The sequence below is a fragment of the Candidatus Rickettsia tasmaniensis genome (assembly GCF_036857515.1).
GTDB classification, from domain to species: Bacteria; Pseudomonadota; Alphaproteobacteria; order Rickettsiales; family Rickettsiaceae; genus Rickettsia; species Rickettsia rickettsii.
Map to the genome: position 1 here is coordinate 15,483 of NZ_JAQCNX010000004.1, position 19,512 is coordinate 34,994.

A 19,512-nucleotide genomic window follows, 5' to 3' on the forward strand; every position below is an offset into this window, starting at 1 on the left:
ATATATTTAGACCATTGTCATAAAAGATAGAATTCTTTTATGCTAAAAGTCAAGACATTTAAGTAAAATTATAGAAATTATTGGAGCATATTAATGAATGATGCATTAAAAACATATTTAACCGGTATAGGTTGGTTTTTACTTAGTTTAGTAAGTAGTAGTGCCAATGATGTAATGTCTAAATATCTTGGGACTCGTTTACATAGCTTTGAAGTAGCTTTTTTCCGCTTCTTTTTCAGTAGCATAGTTTTACTACCTTTTGTTGTTTATTATGGTAAAAATACTTTAAAAACAAGTCGTCCTTTTGTACATATATTAAGAGGGTTATTATTATTTTTCGGTATGACTTCTTGGACTTACGGTCTTACCATAGCTCCCGTTACTACTGCAACAGTCGTAAGTTTTTCTATTCCTTTATTTACTTTAATACTTGCCGTATTTTTTCTGAACGAAAATATTATTTGGCCAAGATGGGTAGTTACCGTAGTAGGATTTATAGGACTTGTTGTTACGCTTAAACCGCATGCCGAGGATTTTAACCGAGAAATTTTGTATTTTGTATTAGCGGCTATTTCATTTGCTATGCTTGATATTATTAATAAAAAATTCGTAATAAAAGAATCGATGATTAGCATGCTATTTTATTCGGCAATAGTAACTGCTATAGTGTCGTTACCTGTAGCATCGCAGTATTGGCTAACTCCTAGTAGTTTTGAATTAGCTTTATTGTTTGTACTCGGTAGTAGCGGAAGCTTAATATTATTCTTCCTGCTTAAAGCTTTTTCCATGGTAGATGCAACCGCTACCGCTCCTTATAGATATTTAGAGCTGGTGATTTCGGCAATAGCGGCATATTTCATATTTAACGAATTTCCTGATAAAAGCACACTTCATGGAGCAGTAATAATAATTCCTACCACCTTATTTATAATATATTCCGAAAAAAAAGCTATGAATAGAAAACATGAATCGCAGTAAACTAGTATTTTCAAGCGGTATCGCTAACACTTTTGAATGGTATGATTATGTATTATTCGGTTATTTTGCACCCATAATAGGAACAAAATTTTTTCCAAATGATGATGCTAATACTTCTTTACTGCAAGCTTTTTTAGTATTTGCTATAGGTTATTTAGCAAGACCGTTGGGCGGCATATTTTTTGGTGTTATCGGTGATAGATTTGGACGCAAAGTAGCCTTAACTAGTGCGTTATTTTGCATGTCTACCCCAACCGTATTAATAGGAATATTACCAACTTACCATACTATCGGTATAACTGCGACTATATTAATGATTTGTGTACGAATTCTACAAGGATTATCAATGGGAGGAGCTTTAACCGGCTCTATTTCCTTTGTTATTGAGCATACTAGCCATAAACACCAAGGCTTCACCGGTAGTATTTCAATGTCTAGTATATGCTCCGGTTTATTGCTTGGTTCTTTTGTTTCTTATATCGTTAAGAATATCCTAACAGCTTCACAATTTGATAGTTTTGGCTGGAGAATACCTTTTTTACTTGGTTTTTTTATTCTTTTTGCAGCATTTTATATTAAAAAAAATACACACGAAACACCGAATTTTAAAAATCTAAGAGAGCAGAAAAAGATTTTACAATCACCGTTAAAAAAAGTCATTACCAATTATTGGTTTGATATATTAATCTCGATTTTTATCAATGCTCCCGGTTCGATAATATTCTATCTAACTACAATTTACTTGGTATCGTTTTTAAAAATCAGCCGCAACTTTACTGGAAATGAGGTAAATAGCCTTGCTAGCGTGTGTTACGTGATTATGATAGCCGTAACTTTATTAAGCGGTTACCTATCCGATATTATAGGTCGCAGGAAAATTTTTGTAATTAATCTGATAATAATTATTGTAACAACGCCGTTTTTACTTAATAATTTTGAGAATGGGGCCTTCACAAGTGTAATTATCTCACAATTGATACTTGCTATACTTGCTGCTAGCTATATCGGTCCTGAACCGGCATTACAAGCAGAATTGTATCCTACAAATATACGTAACACCGCTCTCTCTATTTCATATAACACTGCTACAAGCATTTTTGGTGGTACTACGCCTCTTGTCTTTGAATATTTAGTACACAAAACAGGGCATGTAACCTCAGCAGTTTATTATGTCATATTAAGCTGTATTTTTGCATTGATTGCCTTATCTTTTTACAAAAATAGAAGTTTAGATAAAATATGAAAAAAATTACAAAACCTGCAAACCTAGTTGAATTTAATAACAAAATTGTAGTCTTTAAACCTAAGAGTTATTACTATGGCGATGCTTGTGAACATAAAATAACTGAAAAGGGATTAGTCTTTGCCAGTATCTCTGAGGATCACATCAATCATTCCAGAACTTTTAAAGAAGTAACTAGTGACGAAGCAATTTCAAGGATAGATCTAGACTTATTCGGTACATGTCATAGAGTTACTACGAGTGTAACGGCTGACCTTCTACAACAAGAAGAAAACGGTTGTTTGGAAATGAGGTTTGTTACTGCAGAAGAGATACCCAAATTACACAAGTTAGTACAAGATAATAAAATGATATTAGCATGCCAAACCAAAGAAAAAACACTGAAGATTTTAAGTGATTATTTACAGAAAGAATTTGGGATGCATGCTAATGAAACTACAGTAGCATCTTATGATGGGGTACATATAAGTGGAGCGGATGAAGAGCTCGAATAAGAGCTTTTTTGTAAATAGTAAACGAATTTCCAAAATTTTTCTTGATTTAATGACAAATATGTGGCAAAAAGGGTTTGAAATAATCTTGCTACTATAGCTCAGGGGTAGAGCACTTCATTGGTAATGAAGAGGTCGGGGGTTCGATTCCTCCTAGTAGCACCACCACACATCCTAAGCTTTGTGAGTTTTTAACCTTTCTTGAAAAACTCATATGCTGATTTTAGTCTAGTTTCTGTCAGATACTATTATAGTATTATGTTTATTTTATAAAGCTAAGTTGCAAATAATATAAAACTAATGTATGATTTACATTTAAAATACGGTAACGATTATTTTATTATATGATAGACATTCTTCTTTTTGTACATATTACTATTGCAATATTGCTAATTATAGTTATTCTGATGCAGCGTAGCGGATCGGATGGAATTAGTAGTATAAGCGGCGGTAATAATATGGGAGTAGTCAGCGCTAAAACAGTCGGCAATTTTCTTACTAAAAGCACTATAATACTTACAACATTATTTTTAATAAATGCAATAGTACTTGCTAACCTTTCCTCAAAAAAGAAATCTGATTTAGTTTCTAAGATTAATGAAATTGAAGAAAATCAAGCAGAAAATAGTTTACCTATAGCTAAATAGTTACAGCTTTATCTTAGTAATATCTCTCATATTTGTCATTGTCTACCTTTGTTGGTATTGTTGCGTGGATCGGTAAAATCCACTGTGTCACACCCCGTGGCTTAACCACGGGGTGACAGATAAAAGTACTGGATTCCTGCTTTTGCAGGAATGACATAACAGGAGTCATGTAACAACACCTATGGATCAATGGCATGACATCAGAGAATTTAGTATAGTTTTCAGAACTCCCAATATATATTATTAGAGTACAGCAATATTTTTGCACCTAAAATAATTTTAGAAATGTCTATAGAATTTAATATAAAAGAAAAAATTTATATCATTTTATGTACGTTTTTTACAGTCCTTATTATAGTAGGAAACTTAATATATCAAAAATTTGTTTACCTTAATATTTTTAATTTTTATATTCTTGAATTATCTATAGGAGCAATTTTGTACCCGTTAACTTTTTTATTAACGGATTTAATAGCTGAGTTCTACGGTAAAGAAAGAGCCAATTTTTGTGTAAAGCTTGCTATTATTTTTAATATAATAGTAGTTTTAATAATAAGTCTCATGGATAAATTGGAAGCTACTAATATCTTTTTTAGCATCAACTTTTGCCTGTTATATAGCTCAACTTGTTGATATTGATATCTATTTATGGATACGTAAAATTACTAAAGGTAAATATTTATCGATACTTTTATTGTAATTGGGATTATGAGCTTATTTAATATTTTTCCTTTTGACTAATTAGGTCATCTTGTACTTAATAGCTATTCATTTAAACTATTTTTTACTATATTTAGTACTCCAGTATTCTATGTAGGAGTTTGGTTAATAAGCTTATTCATTAAGAAAGGATAAGCTCTTAGGAAAAGCTTATCCTTATTTAAATTTTCTATTGGTGATTTACAAATTGACTTTTAGTTTAATAAGTCCTTGATGGCTTTGATACTTTCTATGCGTATAATAATTATACTCAAGTAGAACATTTATATTTTTTCTACTCATAAATATATTACTACCGATATTATATCCAAGCTTAGGTTGTTTTAGTACAATAATTGTTTCTTGTAATGTTTGTCCTTTAAAAATCGCTTTTGCATTAACTTTTGTATTTTTATTATTGAAGTGATGCTCAATATTACCATACAAACTTGGTGTTAATACTATATTGTTTGTGGTCACTATAGGCTTAAACACTATTTTACCGCCAAGGCTACTTTCAAATAATTGATTTGACTTCTTTTGAATCATGAGATTTTCTATATCTACATTATACTCTTTATAGTTGCTAGCTCTTGAATAATCATATTGAAAACCGATATTAGGAATAAAATGTAAATCGTATTTTGTACGATATTTATAATTTAATAAAGTTTGAAAACTTAAATTATTGTTTTGATATTTTCCAATTATATTATTAATACTTTTAGATCTATTCTTAATATAATTATGACCGTAAGATGTTATAGCCTGCAATGAGAAACCTTTAATTAGTTCTTTTAGACCGTAAATGCTTAAAAGATGACCGTTAACTGCTGTTTTCCCTAGTTTTTTATTATATTTAATTTGGGATTCCAAACGGCTATAAGCTATTCCTATAACATCATGACTATTGATGAATTCAGCATCAGTCCCGATAGTTACGCCGGTTGTACGACTTTGATATTTTGGAATATTCTTCCAAGTTCCTTGTTTATTGATGCCGTATAAGCCGCTAATCCATACCCCTCTGTTTATACTAGCTTCTTCATCACCGGCCCCTATTGCAACAACCTTTAATCTATCACTTAAAATATTATAGTGAACAGGTTTGTGAAGAGTTGAAGTCGCCTTAACTAATATTGCCACTTTCCTACTAGTGTCATCAGATACCTGTTGTCTCTGTGTCGTCTCATCTTGTTCTGTAATTGCTTCAGTTTTGAATGACACATCGATAGCTTCATCTTCGCTTTCTAAAACTATATCTTTTTTTAATTCTTCGTCAGTGGTGCTATTGCTTTCTTCTAATTCTTCTTCATCAGTTTCATACCCTTTATCGTCTTCATCACTAGATCTTAATGCTAGAAGTGATTTTTTGTCATCTGATGATTTATCATTTTTGCTATCGTTAGAACTCAATAATCTCGGTGATAAAGCGGTTTTTGAATCAGATTGCTCTGACTTTTTATTGCTATCTTCAGGTTGTGTATCATCTTGTGTTGAGGATTCGTCATTTGTAGCTTCGTTTTCTTGTTGGAATAATCGTAATTTTTGCGGATCTAAACGTCCTCTTTTCTTTTCATTGTTACTATTTTTTGATTGAATATCACTACCATATTCTGGTTCTAGTTCAGTAGACTCTGCTAGTACTTGTTCAACAAATAGAAACAATTCTTTATCTTTTGCTAACTCTGAAAGTTTAGAAGTATAAATATTATGTACTTCTTGCCCTATTTCAGTTCTAGGACCTATAAAATCAGAGTGAGCAGTATTAAATGCCTCTTTTACCGCTTCTTCTGGATATTTTGTCAATTGCTGTGTATAAATATCATGTATTTTTTGTCCTAGTGCAGTTCTAGGACCTATAAAATCAGAGTCAGCGGAAGTAAACGCCTCCGTTAATTTTTTGCTAAGTATAATATCATCTTCAACATATTTAATAAATTCTTTATCTTTTATTAATTCCAAAAGTTTAGAAGTAAAAATATCATGTATTTTTTGTCCTATTTCAGTTCTAGGACCTATAAAGCTAAAGTACATAGTGTTGACTGCTTCTTGGAGTTTTGCAAAATACTTATTATTTTGATGAGCTTTAGATAAATTTTTTGAATGCTCAAATGCTACTGATTCCATTATAGCTCTTTTAAATAAATTGGCATCAGAGTATTTTGCTTTATGTCCTGCTGATTTTTGTCCTGATAAAGTAAATTCTTTATATCTTACAGCTATATCAGAGCTAAAGCGATAAATTTTTGGAGTTGTTTTAAAAGTAGATATATTTGCATTGAATTTAGTAATCCCTAAACTTGTTAGATAAGCTAGTGCCAAATCTTGTGAATTAGGCAGTGGCGGTGGCGGTGGTGGCATGTTTCCGGTATGGATGTGTTTTTTAGCTTTTTCTGGCGAGCACTCTTGAAGAGCTTTTAATATTGTATGTATATTTAATTTACTAGCAAGCATTCTTATTTGTTCATTGCTCATGCCTGTAAATGAAGGCAAAGCTAATCTTAATTGATCGAAATTATTATTACCTGTTAGTTTGATAGTAGTAGCTTTTAAAAACTCTTTTAATAATTTGGGGTCTTTTTCCTTTACTATAGCAATAAACTCATTTTGAGGTAAATTTGCTGTAATTAATTCTTCAAATTTTATTGTGCTTAAAATAGCTGTTCTTAAGTCATCAAGTTTAGCCTGTGCTTGATCAGAATTAATTGTTTTTCTTAAGTTTGTATCTTCTGTTATTAAAAAAGTAGCTTGTTGTGTTATAGTTAACATATTAGGGTTGTTAATTAACTCTTCGACTCTATTGCCAAATATATCTTGATCGAAGTTTTTTGCATTAGTATAGGCAAATTCTAATTGTTCAAACGGATTTTGTTTGCTCTGTAACTCTCTCATCAATTCTAATTTATTGAATTCAAGTTTAATAGGTCTCTTTAATTCTTCAGATATTTTACATGACGATAATAAAATACGTTTTACTGCATCATCAGTGTCTTCATTGAAAAGATTTTTAATTATCTCTGCGCTTGTTGTTGTTTTCTTACCATTTACGGTTATATCTTTTATATACGGGTCTTGAACAAGGGTGTTAAAAGCTTCTTTAGCTTTTTCTGCGATTTCAGGGGTTGAAATGCTAAATAAATTTACAAGACTTTTCTCGTCAGCTCCTTGGTTGGCGTATGATTCTGTTAATATTTGACGTATAACATTTGTAAGATCAGCTTGTCTTTTTATAAGCTGATCTTGTAAATCATCAGCTTTTTTACCTCCTGTCTCAGTTCTATATTCTGCATATAGTTTGGCATAAGCTGTCTCTGGCGTGCTTCTGTCTGTGCTGGTTGCACTAGAAACTGTAGGTTGAAGTGGTACTTTTGATTGAACAGTAGTATTGCGAGTAAACTGAATATATAATGAATGTATGTGAGGATATTCTGCTTGTAACTTATTTAAATCAAAATTGTTAGAGTTGCTACTAAAGCCTTGAGAATTTAAGGGAGGTGGTGGGGGTGGCATGCTTCTATTTAGCGGTAGAGGAGGCGGCTTTGGAATACCCCCATTTAGCGGTAGAGGTGGTGGATTCGGAATGCCGCTTTGTGTTTGTTCTAAATTATTTGCATTATTACCTACTGCTAACCCTAAAATTTTATTGGTTTCATTGCTGAGTATGTTACTATCAGATAATATTACTTTAATTACTGAATTTAATGTGTGTTTATTTACTTCTTTGGCTAGTTTAATCATATCGTCTTTAGTTAAACTATCTATTATTAACCCTTTATTTGTTAGTTCTATATTTATTTCTTTTACTATTTTTGGTGTTAAAATATAGACGCTTTTTGCAATATAGGGTTGCATTATGTTTTTTAACTCTAATTGCAGAGCTAAAAAGTTTTCTACTGAACTCTTATCTTTACTTGCTGCTAGTTTGATAAGATCTAATCGTGCCTTTTCTTCAAATTGACTATTAGATATATTTCGTGTTGCATAGTCTTGAATTCTTTCAGCAAATTTAGTTTTTTCTTCAGAAGAACTATTTTCTAATAATTCTTTTAAAATAGGTCTATTTTTAACGTCAATATTGGTATTGAAATCTAATTGTCCCTGATCATTGCTAAATAATACCCTTTGAATAGTATCATCATTAAAATCACTTAAGATAGTCGTTACTGCTTCTTGTTTATAACTACTATCTACTTTAAGATTTAATGCTGCTATAGGATCTGTTTTAATAAGATCTTTAAATTCTTCAATATTTTCTTCTTGTTGTATTATTCTATTTATATTGCGTTGAGACTGCGTTAAATTACCCTTACTTTCTTTAGTATTAAAGTGAGTTTTAAAAGTACTTATAGGATCAAAAAAATATGGTTGTTTCTGTATTCTACCCATGAGACCATCTAAAGATGTTCTTGTATTTGTTTCTGTATTATTTATACCTTGATTTGATATACACCACTGGTTGTTTTTGCTTCCGCTCTTTTTTTGAGAGTGTCCGGCAGACGGTTTAGTAGTATCATTGTTGTTTAGCAACTGGTTTGCTTCTATTCCGGCTCTTATTTGGTTGATATAAGAAGTTGCTTTTACTGGCCCTATCTTAAACTCATTCATTAATTCGTCAGCGTTAGGGATCATATTACTATCTATATAGTGCGATTTTTTACCAAGCATCATCTGAGCTGTTATTGATGCGATATAGTTTGTTGCCTCACCTTTATCAGCACCAAATTTCTGCTCTAGCTCTTTTTCTGTAGGAATACTATTATCAGCTATATATTGTGGCTTTTCTTTGTCCATAACTTTAAGTCTTATTGACTTAATATAGCCGTCTCTATCATCATCACGAGATACACCAAACTTTGTTTTTAACTCTTGTTCTGTAGGAATATGGCTACGGGTTATATATAGTTCCTTTGCCTTTTCCATAACTTCAGTTCTTATTAAAGCAGCAAAAGATTCTGCATCATCTTTATTCATGTTAAGAGCAGTCCTTACTGTTTTTATTTCAGGGATCATACCATGATTAACATAATATTTGTATTTAATATCTCTGGTTATTGAGCTGATATATAGCTCGATTAGCGCTTTTTTGTCTTTTTCTACACGACGTACCTTTTGATCGCGTTCTACATTATGGTCTATTTTGCTAGGGTTATAACTTATTCCAAGATTTGTTGCTACTTCTATGTCTGTAGGAACTACATTTTGATTAATATATTCTTGTTTTTTTGTATCAAAATCCTGTTGTTTTATTCTTGCGATGTATAATAAAATTTCAGCTCTTGCTTGTCTTGCTTTATGTCTAGTTTTATCTAAAAAACTTGATAAATCTGTTTCCTTATACTTTATTCCTAGATCATCTTGTGCTTGAGTAAAACTAGGAACTAAATCTGCTTCTTGCCATTTTTTGATTTTTTCATTTGGAGTCAAATCTTTCCAAATATTTTGTTGCTGTGTTGAATTGTGCTTTCCCCATGCCGGGGTTTTACTAACTAAATCTTTAAAGCTTACCGCTCTAGCACTTGTACTTAAAAAGCTACTAGTCAACAAACATATTGACATGAAAAAAGTTAAAACATATTTTTTTGAGTAGGAATTTTGTAAATTCATTCAAACCTCGATTAGTTATTATTTTTTTAAATATAAACGAGGCGAACTATATAATATTTGTTAGCTTATGTAAGCTATTAATTACTAATTTTTGTTAACCAATGAATTTTTTAGCCAAAATGTGTTTAATATATCACATGCTAATGTATACGAATTTTAAACTTTTTTCAAAAGGAGTATATAATACTACTTTTGAAAGAAATGTACTTCAGTTTTTGGTAAATAAAATATGCAAATTCAATTTCACTTATATAACACTCTTAGCCGTACTAAAGAGGTTTTTAATCCTCAAGATCAAGCTAACGTAAAAATGTATGTATGTGGACCGACTGTTTATGATAATCCTCATATAGGCAATAGTAGGTCAGGAGTAGTATATGATTTACTTTATCGTATAGTTATAAAAATATTTGGTGAGAAGGCAGTAAAATATGTACGTAACATTACGGATGTTGACGATAAAATTATCGATAGAGCTGCACTACTTGGTGTTACTATTGATGAGTTGACTGATAAAGTTACGAAAGAGTTTCATAAAAATATGGCATATTTAGGTTGTATGCTACCTAGTATTGAGCCGAAAGCTACAAAGCATATTGATGTAATGATCGCAATAATAGAACGCTTAATAGCAAAAGATCATGCATATATTGCTGATAATCATGTTTATTTTGATGTTTTATCAGCTCCAAATTATACGGAATTATCTAACCGAAATTTAGAAGAAATGTTTGAGGGAGTACATGTAGAAAATAGTAAAACCAAAAAAAAGCCACAAGATTTTGTATTATGGAAATCGGCGAAGCAAAATGAATCGGCAAATATGAATTTTGAAAGCCCCTGGGGACTTGGTCGCCCTGGATGGCATATTGAATGTTCAGCCATGAGCTACAAATATTTAGGTGAGAATTTTGATATTCACGGCGGCGGAGCAGATTTAATCTTTCCGCATCATACCAATGAGATTGCTCAAAGTAGATGTGCTTTTCCAAGTTCTACCTATGCTAAATATTGGGTACATAATGGGTTTCTAACGGTTAACGGTGAGAAAATGAGTAAATCTCTTGGTAATTTTATTACCGTAAGGGATTTAATGGATAAACAAATTCAAGGAGAAGTAGTAAGGTTATTTTTATTAAGTAGTCACTATAGGCGTCCTCTTGATTATAATGATAAAGCTATAGAAGATGCTAAGAAAACTTTAGATTATTGGTATAGAGCTATAGAAAATATTAATGTGCAGAAAATAGATTTACCTCATGATTTCATGCAAAGCTTACTTGATGATATGAATACGCCGCTTGCCGTTAAAATCATTAATGACTACGCTAAAGGTGTTTTTATTTCTAAAACTGAAGAAGAAAGGCAGCTTAACGCCTCTGCTATTATTACTTGTGCTAATTTTATTGGTTTAATGAATAAGACTCCACACGAGTGGTTTAATAGCGGTGTGGATGAACTCTATATAAATGAGCTTGTAAATAAGCGTTTGGAAGCAAAAAAACAAAAAAATTGGTTATTAGCCGATCAAATTCGTAACCAGTTATTAGAGGAAAAAATAATTCTAGAAGATCAACCTGACGGTACTACTATTTGGCGAAAAGAATAAAAGCTTGTAAATTACGCAATATGCCTATATAATTTATAGGCTTGTAAGTCGTCATTGCGAGGAAATTATGTAATAATTGACGAGCAATCTCAGGATATTTGATGAGATTGCCACGCAGCCTACGGCTGTTCGCAATGACGATTATCCAAAACTTAAGCAAAAAATTCACACGTAAGATATATGTTAGTTCATTAGAATAGATATCTTACGGAGGTATAAACTAACAATTAGGAGAATTTAAAAATGTCAAAAATACCATCTGTTAACATTAAAGAATTATTAGATGCGGGCGTGCATTTCGGTCACAAGACCTCACGCTGGAATCCTAAAATGGCATCTTATATATATGGTGAACGTGATGATGTTCATATAATCGATTTAAGACAAAGTGTTGCTTTAATGAGTGTTGCTTTGAATGCAATATATGAAACCGTAAAAAAAGACGGTAAAATATTATTTGTAAGTACTAAAATACAGGCAAGCGATATTATAGCGGAATATGCCGAAAAATGCGGGCAGTATTACGTAAATCATAGATGGCTTGGTGGTATGCTAACTAACTGGAAAACTATTGCGGGTTCAATAGAAAAGCTAAATAAGTTAGACAAAACCTTAGAAAACGAAGAAGCCCTTATGGGTTATACTAAGAAAGAGATACTCGATATGAGCCGTAAGAAAGATAAATTACTTCTATCTCTTGCCGGTATTAGAAATCTTAATTCTAAACCTGATCTTCTAGTAGTTATTGACACTAATAAAGAGCATATCGCAATTAATGAAGCGGTAAAGCTTAATGTTCCTATAGTTGCAGTAGTTGATACTAATTCTAATCCTGATAATGTAGATTATCCGATTCCGGGTAATGATGATTCTATAAGATCAATAAGACTTTATTGTAGTTTATTTGCAGGTGCGGCATTACAAGGACTTGAAGAATCAATGAAAGCGTCAGGAGTTGATATGGGTGCTATGCAAGAGCATACAGATAAGGCGTTAACTTCTAAAAATGTTTCTAAATTAAAACAAGCTAAAAAATTCTCTAAAACGAAAAATATTGATGAAGAGACAAATACAGAATTTGAGCAAGCATTAAATGATACCGATGAAAATAAAAATTCTGATAATGCATAAGTGTTGTTGCATGGATCGGCTTTTCCATTGTCATCCCACGACTTGATCGCGGGATCCAGCTTAAAATACTAATAATATTTAGTATTTTAAATTGTTTTTATGGACCCCAGGAGCAAGCCATGGGGTGACACCGAGGTCGTTCTTCGAGCCACAACCCAAGCCAAATATAATAATTAAGGAGAAAGTAAGGTATGAGTGAAATAAATATAAGTGCTGCAGCGGTTAAAGAATTAAGAGAAAAAACCGGTGCAGGTATGATGGACTGCAAAAAAGCATTAATAGAAACCAGCGGTAATTTTGAAGAAGCTATTGATTTTCTTCGTAAGAAAGGTTTAGCTGCTGCTGCAAAGAAAGCCAGACGCATTGCTTCTGAAGGTTTAACGGCTGCAAAAGTTGATGGGCTTACCGGAGTGGTAATTGAAGTAAATTCCGAAACGGATTTTGTTGCTAGAAATGAGCAGTTTCAGGATCTAGTTAAGGATATTGCAAATCTTGCAGTAATTGCAAAAACTATAGACACGCTAAAAACATTTAAAATGCAAAGCGGTAAATCAGTTGAAGAAGAAATTATAGAAAATATTGCTTCAATCGGTGAAAATTTAACATTACGTCGTATGGATATATTAGAGATATCTGAAGGAGCAATCGGTTCGTACGTGCATAATGAAGTTGTACCGAATTTAGGAAAAATTTCCGTATTAGTAGGTCTTGCGTCTAACGCAAAAGATAAAGCAAAACTAGAAGCTTTAGCTAAACAAATTGCTGTGCATGTAGCAGGAAATAACCCGCAAAGTATAGATGATTCAAGCTTGGATCAAGCACTCGTAGAGCGTGAGAGAAAAGTATTTTTTGAGAAATCTAAAGAAGAAGGAAAGCCTGATAATATTATAGAAAAAATGGTAGAAGGTAGAATACGTAAATTCTTCTCGGAAGTTGTATTGCTTCAGCAAAATTTCTTATTTGAGCCTAAACTTACTGTTGCAGAAGTAATTAAAAATGCTGAAAAAGAACTCGGTGCAGAAATTAAAATCGCCAAATTTATTAGATACGAACTTGGTGAAGGTATAGAACACGAAGAAAAAAACTTTGCCGATGAAGTAGCTGCCATTACGCAAGGTTAATGGGTTTGTTTCATAGCTTCAATGTCATGCCCGCGTGGATACCAAATCGTCATTGCAAGCATGCGTTGTTGTGCAGACACAATTCTATCCTGTCATCCCGCGACTTGATCGTAGGGTCCAGTAAAAATATAAAAACAACTAATACTAGTTATTTTTATGAATACTGTGGTCAAACCACGGTATGATACCGAATGCGTTTTTCTATCCACGCAATAATACCTTCCCGTGGTCAATTGAACTAGGTGACAGTAAAAAACTCGTGAATGCTCACTCACACCTTTTAAAAGCAAACAAAGGCGAATTTAGGATAAGTGCTTATTCTAAACTCGTATTTATAATATCTCTCTAACTACAATCAACTATCTATTAATAAATAATTTTCGGTTTTTTACTTTATAATAAAAGATTTATATTAACCTAATCATAGAAAATCTTACATTAATTGTTATTATTAGTTTAAATGAAGAGCATTTTATGTCAAGGACAAAAGAGGAATATGCTGCACAAATTTATGCTGCCGAAGAGCATCGTAGGAGACAAGCTAATTATAGTGATAATGATGCCGAACTGCTTGGAGTGATTATAGTATGTGTCGGTTATGCATGTTATAAAGCAGTAGAAGGGGTAGTAAAAGTTACCGTCACAGGAAGTAAAATTATAGAAAACGCCTATAAGATAGGAAGTGGACAAATAGCAGTACTCGGTACTGATGCCGAAAGTAAAATAACTTATATAACAAAGCATCCTTCGTCTCGAGGTAATACGAGTACCCCCACTCAGTCGATGACAACTAATCCTGTAGATCCTTTAGAGCAAACTCCCCCTAATACTCCTACCTCTAAAAGAGAAAAGGCTAAAATATACGGAAAAAAACTGGTAGATAGTGCAAAGATTGGAGCTAAAACCCTTTCAAACGCTTATAAAGTGACAACCGGTACAATAAAAGTCGTCGGTCCAGGAAGTGATTTTAACAGCAACGGTAAGGAAAAATTTATATTTTCTGAACCTACTAAGCGTAAAGTTGTTCAAAAAGAATTTAAAACCGAAAACGGTTATAAGTGCGGTATTGCGTTGGAAGAGGCAATTGAAGCTTCCTTAACATTAAGATTAAATAACAAGCGTATAGTTAAGATTAAAGAATTTAGAGGCATGATTGTCCCTGATACTACAGAAGATACGGGAGAAACTTTTGATATTTCACTAATTTTAAAATATTTTGATGGGGCAAACATGCCTAAAGCAGATCCTGCTTTTTTAAAGACACATTACGGTAGAGACGGAAAATTAAATAAGTTATCGTTGCCAAACCCACCTATAATTTTTCATAACCAATGGTATCCGGCCTTAACCGTTTATAAAGGTGAATTATGTTCTTTGCCTATAAGTAGTGGGTATTATAGGTATTTGAATAAGAAAATACTAGAAAATAACGGAAGTATAGAAATCAGTCACGTAGATCCTGAATTTACTATAGAGCTTTTAGGAGAATAAGAGTTTTTAGTTAAATTCTATCAAAGAAACTTCGTAATTACTTTTAAATATTTATCTAAGACTTTTTGGTTGTCCTTAACAAATTTTAAAGCATTTTCGCGGTAAGCTTTAAGTTCTAGAGAATTATTAGATCTGAGTAGATATGTTAGTTTGGTTAGTAAATCTTCACCGTTTTTGATTTGGATAGCTGCTTCATTTTGCAGTACGCCTTTAGCGATATCGGTGTTTTTGCTCATATCGGGACCGAATATAATACAATTAGAGAAATATGCTGCTTCTAAAATATTATGCCCGCCTTGTTTAAAAGAACCGCCGATAAAAGAAATTGTAGCTACAGAAAAAAATAGTCCCATTTCGCCGAACCTATCAACTATATAAAGATCATCGCTTAAAACAGGTAAATTATTTTGCGATTTAGCGGTAGCGGATAAATTATGTGACTTACAATTATCGATAATTGATTTAACTCGCTCAGTATGTCTTGGAATTAAGATAATATAGCAGTCTAAAAACTGCTCTTTTAGGTTTTTGATTATAGGCAAAATCACCTCTTCATCTTCGGGGTGAGTGCTGGCAAATAGCACGACTCGCCTATTGTCTAAATGTAAGCTTAATTTTGATAACTCTTCTTGATTGACCGGAAGTTTTTCGTTGGCAAATTTAATATTGCCTAAATTCACTGCATCTGATACGCCAAGTTCATTGAATTTTTGTAAGTCACGCTCGCTTTGCACGATAATTTTACTGCAATTTTTGAGAATAAGCTGAAAAAAGCTTTTTCTTTTTAGCCAAGCTTTAAACGATTTATCGGAAATACGAGCATTAACTAGTAGTAATTTACACTGCTTTGCTCCCTCATTAATAGTACACGGCCATAATTCCGATTCTATAAAAATACCTAAATCAGGTTGCCAATTTCTTAAAAATTTTCGAGTAAAAATAATAGTATCTATCGGTAAAAATTGGTGAACTGCTATTTTAGGTAATTTGGCAGTTAATATTTTAGCGGAGCTGTTAGTCCAAGAAGTTACTAGAAAACGAACGTCAGGGTAGCGTTTACTTATATTATGTATTAATGTTAAAGCTGCCATGGACTCGCCAACGCTTGCTGCATGAATCCATATCAGCCTTCGTGCATAACTTGCTTCTAAAGGTAATTTATACGTCGATCCTAACCCTTCATCCTCACGTACTAGTGTATACGCTGTGGTTCGCAGTGAAGTGTCTCCTTTAAATTCCTCTTTATTAGCGGACGTTTGCACGAAGTCTAATGAATCGTCTTGTCTGTGTTTGCCAATAGCAAAACGCTCTTGGATGCGTCTTATATCTTCTTTACCTATTAATAAACGTATAAGAATTATGATAAAATAAACAGGTAATAATATAAAGCTTAAAGCATAATATAATAACATCATTTCTTTAAACTCTCTGTTAAGCTTGCTAATTGTTTTTCAAGGCTTATATGGTTTTGTATTTTATCATTTGTGAGTTCTAAAGGCGAGCCAACTATGATTTTAATGGTACCAAACGGTAGGGGTATTATTAATTTATCCCAACTTTTTAATCTGAAACATTTAGAAGTGGAGCTGACTATAGTAATAAGTTTTGTGTTATATCTATAGGCAATTTCGGTAATGCCGCTATTTACTTTATATACCGGTCCTTTAGGACCGTCCGGCGTGACTATTATATTTGCACCTTGAGATAACTTACCTATAATATTACGTAAAGCTCCAATTGGATTTTTATTAGTAGAACCTACTATCACTCTGCAACCGAATTTTCCTACTAGATCGTTTAAAATTTTTCCGTCTAAATGCGGTGATATTAAAGCATAGATATTTCTATGTCCTATAAACATAGCCGGACTTAAGGCAAGCATATTATGCCAAAATGCAAAGATTACCCCTTGTTCGTTTAGGAATTTTTCCTTATTGCCGTTATCGTAAAATATAAATTTCTGCTTTGAAGTAAAGTAAACAAAACGCAAATACCAATATAGTAAAATAGTAATTATACTAAGTACGTATTTATTATTTTTTAAAAATTTTTTAAAAACTTTCCGCATTATTTTTTTGTTGGTTTAGGTGGCTTTTTAACTTTTCCATCATTGCGAGGAAATTACGAAGTAAGTAACGAAGCAATCTCAGGATATTTGACGAGATTGTCACGCAGCCTATGGCTGCTCGCAATGACGATTTGGTATCCATGTAAAGCCTTAAGCAGGAATGACATCGATTGTTCTCTCAATTCTAATACAAGCTTCTTCTAGCTCTTCCATAGAAGTAGCATAAGAGATTCTAAAATATCCCTCTAAGCCGAAAGCGATACCAGGTACTACGGCAACTTTTGCTTCTTCAAGTAAATATTCGGCAAAATCATTACTATTTGCAATAATTTTTCCTGATTTAGTTTTATGCCCAAATATTTTATCGCATTTAACAAATAAGTAAAACGCCCCTTCCGGCTTATAGCACTCAAAATATTTTACTCTTTTCAAAATTGATAAAGCAAGATCACGCTTTTTTTGACAATTTAAAGCATTAGGCTTTATATAATCTTGAGGACCGTTTAATGCTTCAATAGCAGCCATTTGGCTTATTGAACAAGGGTTTGAAGTACTTTGCGACTGAATAATAGTCATTGCTTTAATCAAAGCTTTAGAGCCTGCACCGTAGCCTATACGCCAACCCGTCATAGAATAAGCTTTAGATACTCCGTTTACGGTAAATATTCTCTTTTTTAAATCAGGTGCTATTTGGGCTAATGTATAAAATTTAAAATCATCAAAAGTAATATGCTCGTAAATATCATCGGACATTACGTTTACATGTGAATATTTTCTTAAAACTTTAGCAATATTTTCTAGTTCTTCAAAATTATAGCTTGCACCTGTTGGATTACTAGGTGAGTTAATAATAAGCCACTTAGTTTTATCCATAATTGAACGTTCTAAAGCTTCTGCACTTAATTTAAAGTTATTTTCAATTCCGCAATTTACAAAAATAGGTGTTCCTGTGCTAAGTGCAACCATGTCAGGATATGAAACCCAATAGGGTGCTGGAATAATTACCTCATCCCCTTGGTCTAAAGATGCCATAAACAAATTATATATAACTTGCTTACCGCCGGTGCTTACTATTATTTCATCAAGTTCGTAATCTATATTATTTTCACGTTTGAATTTGTCTTTTATTGCTTGCTTTAAAAGAGGCATACCCTCAACGTTAGTATATTTAGTAAAGCCGTCTTTAATCGCTTTAATCGCCGCTTCCTTAATATTGTCAGGAGTATCAAAATCAGGCTCACCGGCACCGAGTGTGATAATATCAACTCCCGCTTTTTTAAGTTCAAGAGTTTTTTTAACGACTGCAAGGGTCGGCGACGGTTTTATAGAACTTAGCCTCGTAGAAATAATTGACATAATTTGAGTCCGTATTAAATGAAAGCTATAGTAAAATCGGTAATTTCAAGAAATAAATATTAATTTTTATAATGAAATCTACAATTATATATTATAATTTGTTTAGTATTGATAGAATATATTAGTCTATGTTCGTGGTTAATTCTACGTGACCATAAACCTGATAATATATGTTTTAAAGGTTCGGGCTTACCTATACCTGTAAACGGTGCTTCTTGGATATTTTTTATTAGCAGTTTAATACGTTCATATTTTTTAATATCGTATTTTTCCCAATACGCTAAATCCTCCGCTGCTTCTAGTGTCCACTCAATCTCAATCATCTAAATTAACTTTAGCAAACTCTCCTCTTTTTGCTTGTTCAATAGATTTTTTTATTCGATTCGCATTAGCCGGATTAGATAATAAATATAATGTTTCTTTTGTAGATTCATATTCTTCTTCGGTTAAAAGAATAATATTCTTATGATTCTTTCTTTTAATAAGATAAGGGACGTGATCGTTTTCTACGGTATTTAGTACAGAGCTTAAGTTTTTTCTAAATGAAGTGCCGCTAATTGAGTTCATGAGCTACCTACTGATGTACATATAACATGTACATCCTAGCTTCAATGCCATTAATTTACAAGTAAAATTATTATTTTATTTAAAAATTTATCAAGATATGCTTTATTATAGTAAGTAATATTAATTTAGTAATTAAACTATGCTCGGTAAAATAAAAGACAAAATCAAACATTATTGCTTAACTATAATAAATATACCGAATTTTATTAAGAATAAAATTTTAGAATTTAAAAATTATATAAGTGATTGTAAATATAAATTCTCTCATTTAGCTGAAACTAATTATCAACTTGGACTCGATCATTTATATAGAGGTAATTTAAATGATGCATTACTTAGGTTTAAACTAGTCGATAAATTTTTTAATCCTAATGATTCTAAAGTATATTATCAACTCGGATGGGTTTATTTTTTAAAAAATAATTACAGGCAAGCTATAGAATATTTAGAAAAATCTAATGAAAAATATAAACCTATATTTATAAATTTTTTGAAAAATTATAA

At 32.1% G+C, this 19,512-nt stretch carries 15 protein-coding genes, 1 tRNA gene and 1 pseudogene; 11 read left to right on the plus strand and 6 right to left on the minus strand.

The window, feature by feature from the left end; all coding sequences use genetic code 11:
- Window positions 1-93 precede the first annotated feature (93 nt).
- The 6 genes and pseudogenes from O6R16_RS01460 (at window position 94) to O6R16_RS01485 (ending at window position 4,214) form a co-directional block, all read left to right on the plus strand.
- Window positions 94-978 carry a DMT family transporter gene (locus O6R16_RS01460; RefSeq protein ID WP_499679706.1) on the plus strand — a complete coding sequence of 295 codons (885 nt, stop codon included), beginning with the start codon at window positions 94-96 and terminating at the stop codon, window positions 976-978.
- Window positions 965-2,221: an MFS transporter gene (locus O6R16_RS01465; protein ID WP_499679707.1), complete on the plus strand. Its 1,257-nt coding sequence runs from the start codon at window positions 965-967 to the stop codon at window positions 2,219-2,221. The genes O6R16_RS01460 and O6R16_RS01465 overlap by 14 nt, the downstream gene beginning before the upstream one ends.
- Window positions 2,222-2,502: 281 nt before the next feature.
- On the plus strand, window positions 2,503-2,715 hold the full coding sequence (locus O6R16_RS01470) for a hypothetical protein (RefSeq protein ID WP_499679718.1): 213 nt from the start codon (window positions 2,503-2,505) through the stop codon (window positions 2,713-2,715).
- Between the two features lie 87 nt (window positions 2,716-2,802).
- Window positions 2,803-2,877: transfer RNA gene (locus tag O6R16_RS01475), tRNA-Thr, on the plus strand.
- 179 nt (window positions 2,878-3,056) lie between these two features.
- A complete protein-coding gene (gene secG / locus O6R16_RS01480) occupies window positions 3,057-3,359 on the plus strand; it encodes a preprotein translocase subunit SecG (RefSeq protein WP_004996773.1) in 303 nt (100 codons plus the stop codon).
- 285 nt (window positions 3,360-3,644) lie between these two features.
- Window positions 3,645-4,214: pseudogene (locus O6R16_RS01485) on the plus strand (queuosine precursor transporter).
- Window positions 4,215-4,259: 45 nt separating this feature from the next.
- Here O6R16_RS01485 and sca2 read toward each other — a convergent pair.
- Window positions 4,260-9,665, minus strand: coding sequence for a surface cell antigen Sca2 (gene sca2, locus O6R16_RS01490; protein ID WP_499679708.1), 5,406 nt, complete (start codon window positions 9,663-9,665; stop codon window positions 4,260-4,262).
- A 229-nt stretch (window positions 9,666-9,894) separates the two neighbouring features.
- Here sca2 and cysS point away from each other — a divergent pair, with 229 nt between their 5' ends.
- The 4 genes from cysS (at window position 9,895) to O6R16_RS01510 (ending at window position 15,017) form a co-directional block, all read left to right on the plus strand.
- Window positions 9,895-11,274, plus strand: coding sequence for a cysteine--tRNA ligase (gene cysS / locus O6R16_RS01495; protein WP_499679709.1), 1,380 nt, complete (start codon window positions 9,895-9,897; stop codon window positions 11,272-11,274).
- Window positions 11,275-11,517: 243 nt separating this feature from the next.
- Complete coding sequence (gene rpsB / locus O6R16_RS01500) at window positions 11,518-12,405, plus strand: 30S ribosomal protein S2 (protein ID WP_499679710.1); 888 nt, start codon at window positions 11,518-11,520, stop codon at window positions 12,403-12,405.
- Between the two features lie 191 nt (window positions 12,406-12,596).
- The gene (gene tsf, locus O6R16_RS01505) at window positions 12,597-13,526 is read left to right on the plus strand and encodes a translation elongation factor Ts (RefSeq protein WP_499679711.1); all 930 of its coding nucleotides are present in this window, start codon (window positions 12,597-12,599) and stop codon (window positions 13,524-13,526) included.
- A gap of 474 nt (window positions 13,527-14,000) precedes the next feature.
- Complete coding sequence (locus O6R16_RS01510; protein WP_499679712.1) at window positions 14,001-15,017, plus strand: hypothetical protein; 1,017 nt, start codon at window positions 14,001-14,003, stop codon at window positions 15,015-15,017.
- Between the two features lie 20 nt (window positions 15,018-15,037).
- Here the strand turns inward: O6R16_RS01510 and waaA are convergent, their stop codons facing one another.
- From waaA to O6R16_RS01535, 5 genes are all read right to left on the minus strand, one after another.
- On the minus strand, window positions 15,038-16,432 hold the full coding sequence (gene waaA, locus O6R16_RS01515) for a lipid IV(A) 3-deoxy-D-manno-octulosonic acid transferase (protein WP_499679713.1): 1,395 nt from the start codon (window positions 16,430-16,432) through the stop codon (window positions 15,038-15,040).
- On the minus strand, window positions 16,429-17,085 hold the full coding sequence (locus tag O6R16_RS01520) for a lysophospholipid acyltransferase family protein (RefSeq protein ID WP_499679714.1): 657 nt from the start codon (window positions 17,083-17,085) through the stop codon (window positions 16,429-16,431). Before O6R16_RS01520 ends, waaA begins: the two co-directional genes overlap by 4 nt.
- Window positions 17,086-17,235: 150 nt before the next feature.
- Window positions 17,236-18,441 (minus strand): pyridoxal phosphate-dependent aminotransferase, encoded by a 1,206-nt coding sequence (locus tag O6R16_RS01525; RefSeq protein ID WP_499679715.1) that lies wholly within the window; start codon window positions 18,439-18,441, stop codon window positions 17,236-17,238.
- Between the two features lie 59 nt (window positions 18,442-18,500).
- On the minus strand, window positions 18,501-18,764 hold the full coding sequence (locus O6R16_RS01530; RefSeq protein WP_499679716.1) for a Txe/YoeB family addiction module toxin: 264 nt from the start codon (window positions 18,762-18,764) through the stop codon (window positions 18,501-18,503).
- On the minus strand, window positions 18,757-19,008 hold the full coding sequence (locus tag O6R16_RS01535; RefSeq protein ID WP_014391803.1) for a type II toxin-antitoxin system Phd/YefM family antitoxin: 252 nt from the start codon (window positions 19,006-19,008) through the stop codon (window positions 18,757-18,759). Before O6R16_RS01535 ends, O6R16_RS01530 begins: the two co-directional genes overlap by 8 nt.
- Before the next feature lie 139 nt (window positions 19,009-19,147).
- Between O6R16_RS01535 and O6R16_RS01540 the strand changes: the two genes are divergently transcribed.
- A partial coding sequence (locus O6R16_RS01540) for a tetratricopeptide repeat protein (protein WP_499679717.1) occupies window positions 19,148-19,512 on the plus strand: 365 nt, incomplete at its 3' end.

Coding starts and splice junctions, on each gene's coding strand:
- secG (WP_004996773.1), top strand. CDS start 3,057: ATGATAGACATTCTTCTTTTTGTACATATTACTATTGCAATATTGCTA.
- O6R16_RS01465 (WP_499679707.1), top strand. CDS start 965: ATGAATCGCAGTAAACTAGTATTTTCAAGCGGTATCGCTAACACTTTT.
- O6R16_RS01460 (WP_499679706.1), top strand. CDS start 94: ATGAATGATGCATTAAAAACATATTTAACCGGTATAGGTTGGTTTTTA.
- O6R16_RS01510 (WP_499679712.1), top strand. CDS start 14,001: ATGTCAAGGACAAAAGAGGAATATGCTGCACAAATTTATGCTGCCGAA.
- tsf (WP_499679711.1), top strand. CDS start 12,597: ATGAGTGAAATAAATATAAGTGCTGCAGCGGTTAAAGAATTAAGAGAA.
- sca2 (WP_499679708.1), bottom strand. CDS start 9,665: ATGAATTTACAAAATTCCTACTCAAAAAAATATGTTTTAACTTTTTTC.
- O6R16_RS01520 (WP_499679714.1), bottom strand. CDS start 17,085: ATGCGGAAAGTTTTTAAAAAATTTTTAAAAAATAATAAATACGTACTT.
- O6R16_RS01525 (WP_499679715.1), bottom strand. CDS start 18,441: ATGTCAATTATTTCTACGAGGCTAAGTTCTATAAAACCGTCGCCGACC.
- waaA (WP_499679713.1), bottom strand. CDS start 16,432: ATGATGTTATTATATTATGCTTTAAGCTTTATATTATTACCTGTTTAT.
- cysS (WP_499679709.1), top strand. CDS start 9,895: ATGCAAATTCAATTTCACTTATATAACACTCTTAGCCGTACTAAAGAG.
- O6R16_RS01535 (WP_014391803.1), bottom strand. CDS start 19,008: ATGAACTCAATTAGCGGCACTTCATTTAGAAAAAACTTAAGCTCTGTA.
- rpsB (WP_499679710.1), top strand. CDS start 11,518: ATGTCAAAAATACCATCTGTTAACATTAAAGAATTATTAGATGCGGGC.
- O6R16_RS01530 (WP_499679716.1), bottom strand. CDS start 18,764: ATGATTGAGATTGAGTGGACACTAGAAGCAGCGGAGGATTTAGCGTAT.